Raw genomic sequence first — 14,531 nt, forward strand, 5'->3', positions numbered from 1 at the left:
GTTCATTCACCCCTGCCGTCGTTCCCGGGCTTGACCCGGGAACCCATTCCGCCGGCCTTGCCGGACGTCACCGATTGCGGAATGGATCCTCGGGTCAAGCCCGAGGATGACGGAAAAAGTGAATGGGCTGGGCGAAGCGCCTTTGCCTCAGCCGCCCAGATGGTCCTTGCGGTACTGCTCCCAGAAGGCTTCCCATTCCTTGCCGGGCAGGCCCTTGTCCAGCGCCTCGTCGGTGGCGGCGTCCCAGGCGGCCTGCACCGCCTTCATCCGCTCCAGCCGCTTGGCGTTCCAGGTGTCATGGGCATCGGTCCAGACGCCGGCTTCCTTCAGGTAGCGGACGGCGCCGGGATGGAAGGGCGCGTCGGCCGGCGGCACGCCGGCCTGGTTCACCGACCAGAGCGGCATCACCTTGGTGGCGCCCTTATAGTCGTCGAAGCTTTCCGCGATCGCCTTGGTCAGGGCATAGACCTCGTCCTCGGACTGGTCGGCATAGACCGTGACCATCGGATAGCGATAGGCGATCAGCTCCGCCGGCTGCTCCTCCGACAGGCCGGCGCCCAGGGTCTCGGTATTCGGCGCGAAGAACGGCGCGATGGCGCGCAGATTTTCCCAGCCCTTGGCGTCGTCGGCCGGGATGTCGGGCCAGAAGATGCCGTGCGGGCTGGCCTCCAGCTCGCGGAACAGGGCGGAGGTCGGCACCCCGCCGGCAGCATCGGCGCGGCCTTCGATCACCGAGCGCACCGCGGCGGCGTAGGACGGCGTCTCCACCACCTCGACATCGTCGCGGGTCAGGCCGGCGAAGGCCAGGATCGCGTCGTTCTTGGTGTTGATCGACGGGTTCGCCTTGATATAGGCGATCCGCTTGCCCTTCAGGTCGGCCAGGGTCTTGATGTTGGCATCCTTGGCGGTGGCCAGGCCGTAGCTGGCCGGCCGGCCCATCACCACCCGCAGGTCCTGCGGCCCCCATTCCTGGGCGGCGAAGTCGTGGATCGCCTCGGTCGCGAAGAACACCTCGTTGGCCAGCCAGCCCTGGCTGACCCGGCCGGTCTTCAGCGGCAGCAGGCGGCCGATGGAGGTGCCCGAGGGCAGGATGCGGATCCGCGTGTCGTGGTTCTTCATCAGCGCGTCGGCCACGGCGGAGGCTTCCGCATGGCCGGTGGAGCCGACATCGTAGGCCGACCACATCATCTGGTTGGGGACGCCGTCAGCGGCCTGCGCGGGGGCGTCTGCGGATGCGGCAAGGCCCAGCCCGATGGCCAGGATGCCGGCGGCGGCAAACGCAGTGATCCTGCGATCTGCGGTCATTCTTCATTCCTCCCTAGCACTTGCCTGCCCCGTTTCCAGGCCGGTCCGGTGAGGACCGGCCCGGTGCGGCAGGCGGTCTGCGGTCAAGCCGCAGGTCCGTTGGCACAGTGATGCGCGCGGGAAGAATGCGGTCTGTCAGGAGGGGTGTAAAGCGAGGCGCCTGCAAATCAGGCCCGCAGAACAGGTTTGCGCGGGCAGTGCAGGCACGCCGGGACGGTTCAGGCGCCGGTGGCCGGGCCGTGTTCGAAGGGGATGGAGCTGGAGCGGCTCAGGTCTTGATGTCGAGCAGCGCGCCGGTCATCTGGTCCGCCGTCTTCAGGGTGGCGGCACCGGCCTCGAACTGGGTCTGCGCGGCGATCAGGTCGACGACATCGGCGGCCTGCACGGTCCGCCCGGTCACGATACGCTCGGCGGCACGGGCCGCACCCTGCTGCGCCTGGCTCAGGGCCTTCAGGGCCGCCTGGGTGGCGTTTGCGGTGCTGGCGATATTCATATCGGCTTCCGTCGTGTCAGCATTCTGCCTGTGGCGGCATCGGCCGCCCGTATCCCCACCATATCGTCCGATTCGCCCCGGATGAAAGGGGTTTTTCGTCGCAGAGGGCCCCGGAACCCCGTCGCGACAGGCCCGGCAGGATGCCGGAGGAGCAAAAAGCGCGTTTTTTCGCGGATTTTCGGGCTCATATATCCGCCTCCGATTTTTGGCAACCACAAAATATGGTATGCAGCTGATCGTGACGTGCGGAGCTGCGGCGCGTCGCAACCGGGCTGACGCCCAAATGGCCATCGGTCATCGGGCCGCTTCCGGACGGGTTCCGGGAGAGGGTTTTCCCAGGGAAGGATTTCCGGGGGCTACCTTCGGGGTGCTTCCTTCGGGGACTTCCGATGTTCCGCGACAAGGGAGAGCAACTTGAACAAGGCCGACATGATCAACATCGTGCGTGAGCAGACGAATTCGACGAAGGCCGCGGCCACCAGTGCCGTCGATGCGCTGTTCGATTCCATGGCGAAGAACCTGAAGAAGGACGGTGCCCTCAGCATCGCCGGCTTCGGCGGCTTCAAGGTCACCAAGCGCGCCGCCCGTACCGGCCGCAATCCGCAGACCGGCGAAAAGATCAAGATCAAGGCCAGCAAGTCGGTCCGTTTCCGGCCGGCGAAGGCGCTGAAGGATTCCCTCGGCAAGCGCTGACCCCGGGGCTGGCAGTAGGGCCGACAGCAGCGGCCGGCGAACCGCCGGCCGGGCCCGACCGATCCCCTGGTCCCTCGCCCGACACTTTCGGCGCGGGATCGGCAGGAGCCATGGTGCCGCAAGCTCCGACGAAGAGGCAGCGGCACTATGGACTGCCTCCTTTTATGCGCCGCGGCCTGGATGACCGTCGTTCCGGTCACCCGCCATTTTTCCGTCATCCGCCGGCCCGTCATCCGCCGGCCCGTCGTCCGCATCCGGGCCCGCATCCGGGACTGTCGAAGCCCCGCTTGCGGCATCGAAGGTGCCGTGCAGCCGCCAGCGGCCGGGCCGTCCGCCCCGGCAACGCAGCAGGTCCAGGTCCCAGCAGGGGGGCGGCAGGATGCCCGCCACCTCGATTTCCGGGGCCTCGATTTCCGCCGCCTCGATTTCCGCCGTTTCCCGGCCAGCTCCCGTGCCTTCGCCGGCCTGCCGAACCGACGGCCGGGCCGCGATCCGCCAGCGGGTGAGCGAGGGGCAGCTGCGCCCCGCCGCACCGGGATCCGGCCGCAGCAGGAGCAGCGGCCGCCCGGAGCGTTCCGCCGCCAGCTGCAGGCGCCGCAACGCGACATCCGGCAGGGCCGCGCCGACGCGCGCGACCTCTCCCACGACGGCGGCGGCAGGGCTGTCCCGCAGCGCCTCCTCCAGCGCCCAGAACAGGTCCTCCTCCCGCCGCGCCTCCGCCAGGACCAGGCTCTCGGTCGCCAGGCCGCAGGCCCGCAGCCCCGGGCCGTAGGGCAGCCCGTCCTCCTGCCGCCGCGGCAGCAGGCGGCACCAGATCACCGGTGCCCCCGCCCCCCTGGCTGCCTGCTGGCCGGCCGCCTGCTGGAAGCGGCCGGCCAGGAAGGCGGCAAAGGCGATCGCCGCCGTCTCCCCGCCGCTGCCGCCGGCAGAGACGGCACAGATCTCGTGCAGCCCGCCGGCCGGCAGGCCGTGCCAGGGCAGGGCCGCATCGACGGCCGGCAGGCCGAGGGCGACCGCCCCGGACTGCTGCGCCCTGGGCTGCTGCGCCCCGGGCTGCTGCGCCATGGCGGCAGGGCCGCCGGAGGCGCGCGTGGGGTCGGTGACGGCAGCGAGAAGCCGCCGCGCTTCCTGGATGCGCAATGTCTGGCGCAGTGCCGCGACGGCGGCGGTGGGCGGAACGGAGGACATATGTTCGTTATATGTTCCGATCCTGCGCCGGGCAACAGCCCGGCCGCCACTCTGCAAAGGCCCCGCCCTGCAAATGCGGCTATGGGCTCAGAGCACCTGCGTTTCCAGCTGCCGCCCCTCCGCCAGCAGGGTCAGCCTGCCGCCGTCGACGGCGATCTCGGTGCAGGAGCAATGGTCCGGTTGGCTGACCATGACCTCCGCGGCGCCGGCGGCCGCACCGACCGCCACGTTGATGGCGATGAAATGGGTGAAGATCACGCTGTCCTCCGGCATCGCGGCCAATGCCGCGAGCAGCGCGTCGCGCCAGGCCAGCAGGCCGGCATCGGCGTCGCTCCAGCGCCCTTGCAGGAAGTCGCGGATCCAGGGGCCGCGCGCCGCCAGGCCGATCCCCTCCGGGCTCGGCAGTTCCGCCACCCGCGGCTCGATGCGCGGGGCTGCGGACCAGAGCGCCGCCAGCGGCGCCGCGGTCTCCTGCGTGCGCCGCAGGGGCGAGGTCAGGATCGGCAGCGCCGCGGCGCCGGCGGCCTGCCGCGCGGCGGCGAAGTCGCGGGCGAAGCGATCGGCCTGCGCCTGCCCGGTCGCGTCCAGGCCCGGGTCCAGGTGGGCGTCGAAGCCGGCGGCCGCCCTGCCGTGGCGGACGAGATAGAGATGGGTCATGGGATTGCCGCCTCGGCGTATGGGGTGGTTCGACGTTGCTCAGGCCAGGTTGATGCGCATGTTCTCCCGCGCGACGATCGCGCCGGTCCACAGGCTGCGGGCATCGGCCTCCAGCCGTTCCATGAAATGGTCCTCATGGTCGGGATCGTGGTGGAAGATCGCGAGGGTCTTCACGTTGGCCTGCTGGCACAGGCGGATGCCTTCCTGCCAGGTCGAATGGCCCCAGCCGATCTTTCCCTCGAACTCCTTGTCGGTATAGGTGCAGTCGTAGATCACCAGGTCGGCGCCCTCGATCAGTCCCAGGACGTTCTGGTCCGGCCGGCCGGGCACATGCTCGGTATCGGTGACATAGCAGAGCGACTTGCCGGCATGTTCGATGCGATAGCCGGTGGCGCCGTTGGGATGGTTCAGGGCGGCGGTGCGGATCTGGATGCCGCGCCCCAGGGTGAAGCTGTCGCCCTGGCGAAAATCCTCATATTCCAGCCGCGCCGACATCACGTCGATCGGCACCGGAAACCAGGGCTGGGTCATCTGGTTGGACAGGATCGGCCGGATCCCGCCGCACTCGGTCAGATGCCCGGCCATGATCTGGAAATGCCGGTCCTTGCGGAAGGCGGGGGAGAAGAACGGGAAGCCGTTGATATGGTCCCAGTGGGTATGGGACAGCAGCAGATAGGCGTGGTGGACATCCTTGCGCAGGAACCAGTGGCCGAGATTGCGGATGCCGGTGCCCGCATCCAGCACGATCCGGCGTCCGCCCACCGACACCTCCACGCAGGAGGTGTTGCCGCCGAAGGCGATATGGCGCGGCGACGGGGTGGCGATGCTGCCGCGCACACCCCAGAACTTGACCTTGAAACTCATGCAGTCGCTCCCGCGCGCGCCCATTCCCCACCGGCGGCCGGCCTGTCGGCCGGTGCCTGTGCCAGAGCCTGTGCCAGAGCCTGTGCCAGAGCATGTGGGTGGCGGGACGCGGCTGCCGGTTGGCCCGAGCCGACAGAGTAACCAGCCCGGCGCGGAATGCACACCGTGCGGCGGCGACCGTATACCTTTGGCGGCAGCGGTCGGACGACCGCCGCCGCGGCAATGCCGGCCGGACCGTCCGTCAGTGACTCATCAGGACCGGGACGGTCATCTCGTTGAAGATCTTGCGGGTGACGCCGCCGAACGCCCATTCGCGCATGCGGGAATGGCCGTAGGCGCCCATCACCAGCATGTCGCAGCTGTTGTCGGACAGGGCGGCCAGGATCGCGTCGCCCACCTCGATGTCGCGCGCGACGGTCGAGCTCGCCTCGGCCCGCACATTGTGACGCGCCAGATGGGTGGCCAGGTCCGCGCCGGGATAGTGATGGCCGCCCTCGGCATTGACGCTGAACACGTACACCTTCTCGGCCTGCTGCAGGAACGGCATCGCGTCGCGCACCGCGCGCACCGCCTCCCTGGTGCCGTTCCAGCCGATCATCACGGTCTTGCCCATGCTGTCGAAGCGGCCGGCATAGGGCACGCAGAGCACCGGGCCGCCGACCTCCATCACCACGTCGTGCGGCAGTTCCAGGATCTCCGCCGGCAGGTCGCTCTCGCTCTCGTCGGGCTGCGCCAGCACCGTCATGTCCGCATAGCGGCCGTGCAGGGTGACGGCATTGCCGGGCATGCCGCGGGCCATCCGCCATTCCGCGGCGACGCCTTCCTTGCGGCAGCGCTCCTCGAACACCGCCTGGGCCTGGCGGCCGCGCTCTTCGGCTTCCTTTTCGATCCGCTGCGTCACCTCGACCGGGACATAGCCCATCACGTAGGCGGGTACCTGCGCCTGCGGGATGGTGAACAGGGCGGTGATGTGGGCGTCGAACTTCTGGGCAAGGCGGATGGCGATCTTCGCCCGCTCCTCTACCCGGCGATCGTCTGCGACATGCAGAAGAATGTCTTTCATGACTGCCTCCTCCCTATGGCGCCTGTCCTGCGGCACGCGCCCCCATCCGGGACGGTACCGGCATACGCGCCCAGCGGGTAAAAGAGGATCAGCCGCGGGCGCCTTCGGTCAAGCGGCCTAATGCCGCAACGACATCCGCCACCGCCTGCGACAGTGCCGCCTGGGCTTCCGCACGCCGCTCGGGCACCGCCTCGGCGCCGACCAGATTCTCTGCCGACGCGGCCAGCTGCGCCACCCGGCCCGCACCGATACCGCGCGCAGAGCCTTTCAGCGAGTGGGCGGCCTCGTGCCATGCCTTGTCGCTGGCGTCCGGCACCATCGCCGCGACATAGCCGGCGCTGGTCTCGGCGAACAGTTCGGCAATCTCCAGTTCCAGGGCCGGTTCCCCGGCGGTGAACTGACGCAGTTGGGAGATGTCCAGCACCTCCGCATCGATTTCGCCCATTGCAGCCTTTCCGGTGCCGCCGGGCCATCGCATCGCCCCCGGCGCCGCCGCCCCCCAGTTCGTTGACACAGCCGTTCACATAGCCGCCGGCGACGTCCCATTGCGGGGCAGCCGGCCTTCCAGGGCCCGCACAAGCGAATCCCGTGCCAGGGGCAGGGTGGCGACCGCATCCCAGCCGGCCGGCTCCGCCTGCCGGCTGTCCACCGGTACCAGCGCGACAATCCAGGCCGACGGCATGGCCCGGCGCAACCCCGTGCCCAGATGCAGGCCGCCCGCGCCGGTCAGGGACCAGTCGACCAGCAGCACCGCCGCCGCGCCCGCTGGGAGTATGGCAGCGGGGTCGTCCGCGGGGCCGATGCTGCGGACCGGATGGCCCGCCGGCTCCAGGAAGCCCGCAGCGGCGGCCCCGATGCGGGGGTCCGCGGCCACCACCAGGATCGTTGCCGACGGCCCTGCGATCATGGCCCCTTCGTCAGGTTGATCGCCAGTTCCACCAGCGCATAGAGGCCGAAGGCGAGCATCAGGAAGCCGGAGATCCGGTTGACCCAGCGCAGGCCGCCGCCCTGCAGGTGGCGCCGGAAATAGCCGGCGCCGGCCGCCAGGAACAGCCACCAGGCCATCGAGCCGATGAACACCCCCGCCACCAGCGCCGCCGCCAGCCAGCGGTCGTGCGAGACCTCGGCGATGCCGACAGCCGTGAAGATGCCGAGGAAGGCCAGGATCGTGATCGGATTCGTCAGGGTCAGCGCGAAGGTGGAGCCGAAGGAATGCAGCACCGAGCTGTCGTTGTCGGTCGCCGCCGCCGCGCCGCCGCGCTCCCCCTGCCCCATCGCCAGGATGCGCCAGGCCAGGAACAGCAGGAAGGTACCGCCGATCAACTGGATCGCCACTCGGTGGTCCAGCAGCCAGCCGGAGATCAGGGTCAGACCGAAGGCGGCGACACAGCCGTAGAGTGCGTCCGCGACCGCCGCCCCGAAGCCGGAGACCAGCCCCGACACCCGGCCGAACATCAGGGTGCGCCGCACGCAGAGGACGCCCACCGGGCCGACGGGAGCGGCAATCGCGAAACCCACCGCCGTTCCCTTGGCGAGCAGAAAGAGCCAGTCGAGCATGAACCTCAGATCGAAATGCGGGCTGCGGCACGGTGTCGGAGTTCGGGCGTACAGCGCCTGGGACGCCGGTTATGGCAAAAGCGCCGGGATTTGACAAAAGGCGCATCGCCGCGCCCCCGGGGCACGGCGCAGGCCGGGGCACGGTGCGCCCGGCGACCGCGGCACCAGGGCACCGACCGGGCGAGGAAACGTTTTCCCTGCAACAAAAACATCAAATTTTTTGAGTAGTTATAAACATCTCGACCACCCCGGCGGCCCTCAAGCCTTCCGGCATCGGAGTAACGGGCCATGACATCGTCAGACACGACCGGGTTCAAGAGCCTGACGGAGCAGTCCGGCAACAGTGCCGCTTCCAGTTCCAACTCCTCCTGGACCGATTGGGTGTCCGATCATTTCGCGACTTACAACAAGCCCGAATCCTCAACCAAGCAGGCCTCCAAGTCGATCGCCCTGACGGCGGGGTTCAAGGGCGCGGTAGGAATCAGTTCACAAGTGAACGAAGCGACCTTTATCAAGTTCTACGGTCCCCTGTTCTACGGCACCCTGTCGGCGCTGGCGCTGAAGTCCGACGTGACCCTGCTTTGCGTGGCAAAGCTGTCGGCCGGCCTGCAATACGCCCGCGGCGTTGCCGAAATGCAGGTCAGCGGCGTGGCGGTGAAGTGCAAGCTGGGCGGCAAGGAGGAGATTGCCAGCAAGACCGGCGTGATCGGCATCCACAATGCGGTGCTGCTGACCCGCCAGGACACCTCCGGCGTGAAGGCCGCGATTCCAGCCATCCAGGTCCAGGTCTAGGCCACAGCCGGGCAGGCCGGAACGGCGCACGGCACAATGGCACAGAAGGCCTACCAGATCGTCCAATGGGCGTCGACCTGCGACGACTATTCCGTCACCGCCAATGCCTATTTCGGCATCACTGTCGGCGCCTCGTACAAATACTACTATGACACATACATCAAGGGGGCGGGAGGACTTCTGGCATCGGTCTATGTGGCATCGATCTATTCGACAGATGTCCTGGCCGGCGCCTACATAAAGCCGGACATACTTGCCTTCGTCTACAAGTACTACAAGATTCAGTTGAAGGCGCGCGGCGTCGAGGTCGAGTTCAAGGTGTATGGCAAGGACGGCAATGACGTGAAGGCGGAGACCTTCCTCATGCGGACCGACGTGCATATGGGCATGACGAAGGTCGAACCCGCCCGGGCGGAGGTCAACGGCGCGGTCGCCAATGCCGATGCCAGCCACCAGCAGACCACCAGCAGCGCCGTCGCGGCGGGCCCGGATACCGGGGCCCCCGGCCCCAGCGGCGGCGGCGGCACCGGTGCCGCCGGCGACAGCATGGGCGACCTGGAGGTCGGCGACATGCCGGAACTGGAAGAGGCCGGCGAGACCGGCGAAGGCGCCGACGCCGAGCCCGAGGCCAGCGGATCCGGCGGCGAGCCCGAGGCCAGCGGATCCGGCGGCGAGCCCGAAGCCAGCGGATCCGGCAGCGAGCCCGAAGCCAGCGGGTCCGGCAGCGAGCCCGAAGCCAGCGGGTCCGGCAGCGAGCCCGAGGCCAGCGGATCCGGCAGCGAGCCCGAAGCCAGCGGGTCCGGCGGCGAGCCCGAAGCCAGCGGGTCCGGCAGCGAGCCCGAAGCCAGCGGGTCCGGCAGCGAGCCCGAAGCCAGCGGATCCGGCAGCGAGCCCGAAGCCAGCGGGTCCGGCAGCGAGCCCGAAGCCAGCGGGTCCGGCAGCGAGCCCGAGGCCAGCGGCTCGGGGTCCGGCAGCGGTGACAGTACCTGGAACAAGGCGAAGTCCGGCATGGAGGCCCCCACCAAGTCCGGTATCGGCGGCGGCGCAGGTGGCGGCGGTGCCAGCACCGCTGGCAGCGAGACCAGCAACAAGGTCGGCAGCGACCAGATCACCGACCGGTCGGACTAGGGGGGCCCGGGAGGGCGCAGCAGACACGGGCAAGGGGCAATGCGGCGACAACCGGGATGACCTGATGGCGGAATGGAATAAATCATTCAACAAGGACTATCATTTCATCACTGTCGAATCATCGACAGCGAAATATTACGGCTATCAGTATTCATTCAATTGTTCCGGTGAACTCGACCTCTACATGCTTCTGAAGAGCTATTCGCAGCAGAAATCGGTCTACATCAGCGGCAATTCCCTTACCGCCAATGTCACTTACTGGTCGGCAGCCTCCGTCGCCCTGGAGCTCTCCGGCCTGGTGGCCAATGTCGTCATCTATGACAACAACGCGATCAAGACCCGAACCCACGGCACGGGCTGGCGCATCGACATCAAGATCAACGAGACCCAGGCCAATGTGGTCAAGACCCTGACCAAGGCGCTGAAGGCGCGCACCGGCGCGGTGAAGATCAACGGCGCCACCATGCAGTCCACGGCCTGACATGCCGGGCGCCGGACCGGTGGCAGCCGCGGGTGCGCCGCGATGAAGCTGTTCAAGCCGCTGCGCACCGGCTATCTGGGCCGCATCGTGATCCATGCCGGCCGGCCCCGCCTGTCGGTGGCGCTGCTGCACTACTTCCCCTTCGACGATCCGCGGCGGATCGGCCTGGAACAGGAGCTCTGGACCGAGGTGATGCCCGTTCTGGGCGACCGGATCCTGGACCCCTGCGATCCGAAGCCGCGGGGGGAGGTGATCATCTACGGCGCCTTTCATGCGCCCGAAGGCGAGACGGTCCGCCATGGCACGGTCCGCCTGCGGCTGGGCAGCGCCGTCGACAAGATTCTGCAGGTGACCGGCGACCGGGAATGGGTGCGGTCCCGGCACGGCCGGCTGCGGGCCACGGCGCCCCTGCCCTTCCAGGCGATGCCGCTGGAATGGGAGCGCGCCTTCGGCGGCGCCGACTATCCGGAGAACCCGGCCGGGATCGGCGGCTGGCCGAGGCGGAACGGCGCCGCCCGCTATCCGCTGCCGAATCTGGAATATCCCGAACGGCGGATCCGCCTGCCGGACGACCGGCCGCCGCCGGCCGCCTTCGCGCCGCGCCCGGTCGACCATCCCGAGCGGCTGAAGCTGGTGGGTACCCACGACGCCTATTGGGCGCAGCATCACGAACCCGGCTATGCCCGCGACATCCAGCCGGACTTCTTCCTGACCGCGGCGCGGGACCAGGTCCTGCCGGGCTATTTCCATGGCGGGGAAGTGTTCCGCATCGAGAACATGCATCCCCGCAACAGGCAGCAGACGGGCCAGCTTCCCGGCCTGCGGGCGCGCTGCTTCGTCCACCAGAAGCGACCCGACCGGCCGGTCGGAACGACCGAGGGCGGCCGCTTCATCGAGGTGCCCGTGCGGCCCGACACATTGCTGCTGTTCCCGGACCTGGAGCGCGCGATCCTGATCCACCATGGCAGCGTCGCCCTGCAGGAGATCGACGGGCTGGACCTGAACTATCTCGTGGCCGGGTTCGAATGGCTCGAGGACAAACCGCGCCCGTCCGCCTACTGGCAGGCGGCCATGGAAAAGCGGCTGGATCCGGCCAGGGTGGCCCGCGCCGTCGTAGAAACCGCGGATCTCTGCCCGATCGGCTGGGTGGAACCGACCCTGGAGCCGGCGACCACGATCAAGCCGTTCGCACCGCGTGACGACGCGGCCCTGCCGCCGCGCATGACCGGCCTGATCGCCAGGGTCAAGGGCGAGGCGGCGCAGGCACGCAAGGCCGCGGGCCTGCCGGCGGCCACCCCGCTCAGCGAGGCCGCGGGGAGTGACGAGCCGCCGGAGGTGAAGGCGGTCCTGGCCGCGATCGACCAGGTCAAGGACATGCGTCCCGCCAGCTTCGCCGAGGCGGAGGAATTCCGCGCGAAGATGCAGGTCGTCGCCGACCGGATCGAGAGCCTGGGACGCGGCAAATGGGCGGATACGGAGGCCGAGGCACGGCGCCTCGCCGACCGCTTCGGCTATGACTATGAGATACTCACCGCGCAGTCCCGCGCCGAAGCGGGCGGCGAACCCAACGCGATGGCCAGCCGCCTCGCCGCCCTGGCCGAACGATCGAAGGAAGGCCTGGCGCCCGATGTGAAGGCACGCCTGGAGGCCGGCATGCCGAAGGACCTGGAAGGCCGGCTGGCGGGCATGATGCAGGAGACGGCCACGGCGCAGGCCCGGTGCGAGAAAGAGGCCGCGCACCTGTTCCCGAAGCCGGAACTGCTTCCCGGCTCCAGGCAATTGTCAAAGGCCCGCGCGCTGGCCCAGGCGCTGGCGGCGGGCGAGGCGCCCCCGGACAAGGCATTGGCCGGGCTCGACCTGACCGGCCGCAGGCTGGACGGCATGGACCTCTCCGGCGTCGACCTGACCGGGGCACAGCTGGTCGGCGCCTCCCTGATGGGCACGAACCTGGAGGATGCCGGGCTTGCCCATGCCGACCTGACCCGCGCGAACCTGAACGGCGCCAACCTGAAGGGCGCCAATCTCAACCGCGCGGTGCTGCACGACACCTCCCTCGCCATGGCGGACCTCAGCGGCATGCAGCTGGCCGACATCCAGGCGCACGGACTGACCTTCAGCCAGGCAAGACTGGTCGGCGCCCGGTTCAGCGGCTGCCGCATGAGCAAGGTCAGCTTCGTCCGTGCCGACCTCAGCGAGGCCTCCTTCAACCAGTGCAGCTTCGAGCATGTCGACCTGCGCAGCGCCACGGTGGCGATGACCGCCTTCGTCTTCTGCCGGCTGGACAATGCCGACTTCCGGCGCATCTCCGGCGCACGGCTGATGCTGATCAACTGCCAGGCCGCCGGCGCGAAGTTCCATGGCGCGAAAGTCGACCGCCTGTCGGTGGCGGGAAAGACCGTCCTGGACAGGGCGGATTTCTGCGGCACCAGCCTGCCCGCCTGCAACCTGAGCTTCGCATCTCTGGTGCGGGCCCATATCACCGATGCGCAGATGCCGGGGGCCAATTTCTGGCAGTCCGACCTGACCGGGGCGAACCTGTCCGGCAGCTTCCTGCGCGGCGGCCTGCTGATGCACAGCAACCTGACCGACGCCGTCCTGGAAGGCACCGACCTGATGGACGGCAACCTGCTGCGCGCGGTCCTGGTGCGGACCAACCTGCGGGCGGCGAATCTTTACGGCGCCAACACCCTGAAAGCGGTCCTGAAAGACAACGTCCTCGACAGGGCGGAGATCACCGGCACGCGCCTCGCCGCACCCAGCATCTCCTGAACCGGCACCGGCGAAGCCGGGCCCGCCGCGATCCGGCGCGCGGGCGCATGTCACATGATCGTCACATGCCGACATGAGGGCGCCGCCGCAGCACTTCATTCGACCGCCATTCCTACAGTCAGCGGCTCGCCCTGCAGAGCGATACAGGCGCGCGGCCCCCGCACCGGTCCAGGCTTGCGCCGGACCCGGACTGCGCTACGCTGCGCGCGATCGGTTTCGCGTGTCCGGGCGGCCTGCGCGGGATATCTGTCAGGATGGAGACGTGGCATGGCGTCGGACAACAGCAGCTTCAAGGCCCTGACCGAGTGGTGGGATAACGCGAAGGACGATATCGGCGACTGGTTCGGCCAGCATTTCGCCACGGTCGAGAAGCCGCAGGACAGCAGCTACCAGTCTTCCAAGGCGATCGCCCTGGGGGCGGGATTCAAGGCCAATGTCGGCATGATCTCCCAGGTGCAGGAAGCCTTCAGCGTCTATACCGCCGGGCCGGTTGTGAACGTGACCCTGGGCGGCCTGGCGCTGTTCCCGACGACCTCCGCGATCTGCACCGCCAGCACCAACATCAACGCCTCCTGGTCCTGGGGCACCACAAGCCTGGGGGCGACGGGTGTCGGGGTGGGCTGCACGCTCAGCAGCGCCAGCGAAGGCGCGGCCGGAACCGAAGCGATCGCCAGCAAGAACGTCCTCGTCCTGACGGCGCAGAACAAGGCCGCCATGGCCTCGCTGATACCGGGTATCGATATCTCCGCATGAGGCCGCGGCTTCCGCCGAAACCGTCGCCGACGTCACCCGGGCAGGGCATGCAATGGCCGATCCAAATTCACTCGTCACCTGGACGACCGAAAAAGACAGCTATGGCGTCACCGCGACGATGTATTTCGGCATCGCGGTGGAAGCTGCCTATACCTACTACTACGACACGAACGTCTATCTCGACACCGGCCTGATCGCCTGGGCCTATGTCGGCGCGATCTACACCACCGATGTCCTCGGCGGTGCGATGCTCAATGTGAACATCGCCAATATCGGGCTGTCGAACACCAAGGCCAGCATTGCCCTGCGCGGCGTGGACATGGGTTTGACCGCCCGCAGCGTCAGCAACAACACCACCTCCACCAGCGCTGTCCTGACCCAGCTGAAGATCTTCGGCGGCGTGAACGCCGAATTCGCCACCCAGATCCAGACCGAGGCCGCCCGGCTCCGTATCAACGCCAACCGCCAGGACGAGGAGGGCGCGGGCGGCGGCGAGGACGAGGAAGACCCCGGGCCCGAGCGCAACGCCAGCGGCAATGCGCTCGAAGAGGACGAGAGCGAACTCAGCGACGACGAGTTCGGCGAGGAGGACGAGAGCGGCGCGGGCGAAGAGGAAGAGAGCGGCGGAGACGAAGAGGAAAGCGGCTCCGGCGACGAGGAAGAGAGCGGCGGAGACGAGGAGGAAAGCGGCTCCGGCGACGAGGAAGAGAGTGGCGGAGACGAGGAGGAAAGCGGCTCCGGCGACGAGGAAGAGAGCGGCGGAGACGAGGAGGAAAGCGGCTCCGGCG

16 protein-coding genes are annotated in these 14,531 nt (G+C 68.5%); 7 read left to right on the forward strand and 9 right to left on the reverse strand.

Going from position 1 to position 14,531, the window contains the following annotated elements:
* Positions 1 to 147: 147 nt before the first annotated feature.
* On the reverse strand, positions 148 to 1,305 hold the full coding sequence (locus tag ACFOGJ_RS26495; RefSeq protein ID WP_379906279.1) for a TAXI family TRAP transporter solute-binding subunit: 1,158 nt from the start codon (positions 1,303 to 1,305) through the stop codon (positions 148 to 150).
* A gap of 268 nt (positions 1,306 to 1,573) precedes the next feature.
* Entirely contained in the window at positions 1,574 to 1,798 is a 225-nt protein-coding gene (locus ACFOGJ_RS26500; protein WP_379906280.1) for a flagellar basal body rod C-terminal domain-containing protein, read from the reverse strand.
* A 345-nt stretch (positions 1,799 to 2,143) separates the two neighbouring features.
* Between ACFOGJ_RS26500 and ACFOGJ_RS26505 the strand changes: the two genes are divergently transcribed.
* A complete protein-coding gene (locus ACFOGJ_RS26505; RefSeq protein WP_379906295.1) occupies positions 2,144 to 2,491 on the forward strand; it encodes an HU family DNA-binding protein in 348 nt (115 codons plus the stop codon).
* Between the two features lie 162 nt (positions 2,492 to 2,653).
* Here ACFOGJ_RS26505 and ACFOGJ_RS26510 read toward each other — a convergent pair whose 3' ends face one another.
* The 7 genes from ACFOGJ_RS26510 to ACFOGJ_RS26540 form a co-directional block, all read right to left on the reverse strand.
* Positions 2,654 to 3,679: an ImuA family protein gene (locus ACFOGJ_RS26510; RefSeq protein ID WP_379906281.1), complete on the reverse strand. Its 1,026-nt coding sequence runs from the start codon at positions 3,677 to 3,679 to the stop codon at positions 2,654 to 2,656.
* Between the two features lie 87 nt (positions 3,680 to 3,766).
* Positions 3,767 to 4,336 (reverse strand): histidine phosphatase family protein, encoded by a 570-nt coding sequence (locus ACFOGJ_RS26515; protein WP_379906282.1) that lies wholly within the window; start codon positions 4,334 to 4,336, stop codon positions 3,767 to 3,769.
* Positions 4,337 to 4,375: 39 nt separating this feature from the next.
* Positions 4,376 to 5,200, reverse strand: a complete 825-nt coding sequence (locus ACFOGJ_RS26520) for an MBL fold metallo-hydrolase (RefSeq protein ID WP_379906283.1) — start codon at positions 5,198 to 5,200, stop codon at positions 4,376 to 4,378.
* Between the two features lie 241 nt (positions 5,201 to 5,441).
* Entirely contained in the window at positions 5,442 to 6,263 is an 822-nt protein-coding gene (locus ACFOGJ_RS26525) for a universal stress protein (protein ID WP_379906284.1), read from the reverse strand.
* Between the two features lie 88 nt (positions 6,264 to 6,351).
* Positions 6,352 to 6,708, reverse strand: coding sequence for an Hpt domain-containing protein (locus ACFOGJ_RS26530; RefSeq protein WP_379906285.1), 357 nt, complete (start codon positions 6,706 to 6,708; stop codon positions 6,352 to 6,354).
* Positions 6,709 to 6,783: 75 nt separating this feature from the next.
* Positions 6,784 to 7,170, reverse strand: coding sequence for a hypothetical protein (locus ACFOGJ_RS26535; RefSeq protein ID WP_379906286.1), 387 nt, complete (start codon positions 7,168 to 7,170; stop codon positions 6,784 to 6,786).
* Positions 7,167 to 7,820 (reverse strand): LysE family translocator, encoded by a 654-nt coding sequence (locus ACFOGJ_RS26540; RefSeq protein ID WP_379906287.1) that lies wholly within the window; start codon positions 7,818 to 7,820, stop codon positions 7,167 to 7,169. Before ACFOGJ_RS26540 ends, ACFOGJ_RS26535 begins: the two co-directional genes overlap by 4 nt.
* 288 nt (positions 7,821 to 8,108) lie before the next feature.
* On the opposite strand from ACFOGJ_RS26540, the gene ACFOGJ_RS26545 reads away from it, so the two are divergent.
* The 6 genes from ACFOGJ_RS26545 to ACFOGJ_RS26570 form a co-directional block, all read left to right on the forward strand.
* Positions 8,109 to 8,612, forward strand: coding sequence for a hypothetical protein (locus ACFOGJ_RS26545; RefSeq protein WP_379906288.1), 504 nt, complete (start codon positions 8,109 to 8,111; stop codon positions 8,610 to 8,612).
* Positions 8,613 to 8,648: 36 nt separating this feature from the next.
* Positions 8,649 to 9,740, forward strand: coding sequence for a hypothetical protein (locus tag ACFOGJ_RS26550; RefSeq protein ID WP_379906289.1), 1,092 nt, complete (start codon positions 8,649 to 8,651; stop codon positions 9,738 to 9,740).
* 64 nt (positions 9,741 to 9,804) lie between these two features.
* Positions 9,805 to 10,221 (forward strand): hypothetical protein, encoded by a 417-nt coding sequence (locus ACFOGJ_RS26555; protein ID WP_379906291.1) that lies wholly within the window; start codon positions 9,805 to 9,807, stop codon positions 10,219 to 10,221.
* Between the two features lie 42 nt (positions 10,222 to 10,263).
* Complete coding sequence (locus ACFOGJ_RS26560; protein WP_379906292.1) at positions 10,264 to 12,990, forward strand: DUF2169 family type VI secretion system accessory protein; 2,727 nt, start codon at positions 10,264 to 10,266, stop codon at positions 12,988 to 12,990.
* 267 nt (positions 12,991 to 13,257) lie between these two features.
* Positions 13,258 to 13,743: a hypothetical protein gene (locus tag ACFOGJ_RS26565; protein WP_379906293.1), complete on the forward strand. Its 486-nt coding sequence runs from the start codon at positions 13,258 to 13,260 to the stop codon at positions 13,741 to 13,743.
* Between the two features lie 52 nt (positions 13,744 to 13,795).
* The coding region (locus ACFOGJ_RS26570; protein ID WP_379906294.1) for a hypothetical protein at positions 13,796 to 14,531 on the forward strand (736 nt) is incomplete at its 3' end.

It is taken from the genome of Marinibaculum pumilum, assembly GCF_042646425.1.
In the GTDB taxonomy this organism is placed as follows: domain Bacteria; phylum Pseudomonadota; class Alphaproteobacteria; order Ferrovibrionales; family Ferrovibrionaceae; genus Marinibaculum; species Marinibaculum pumilum.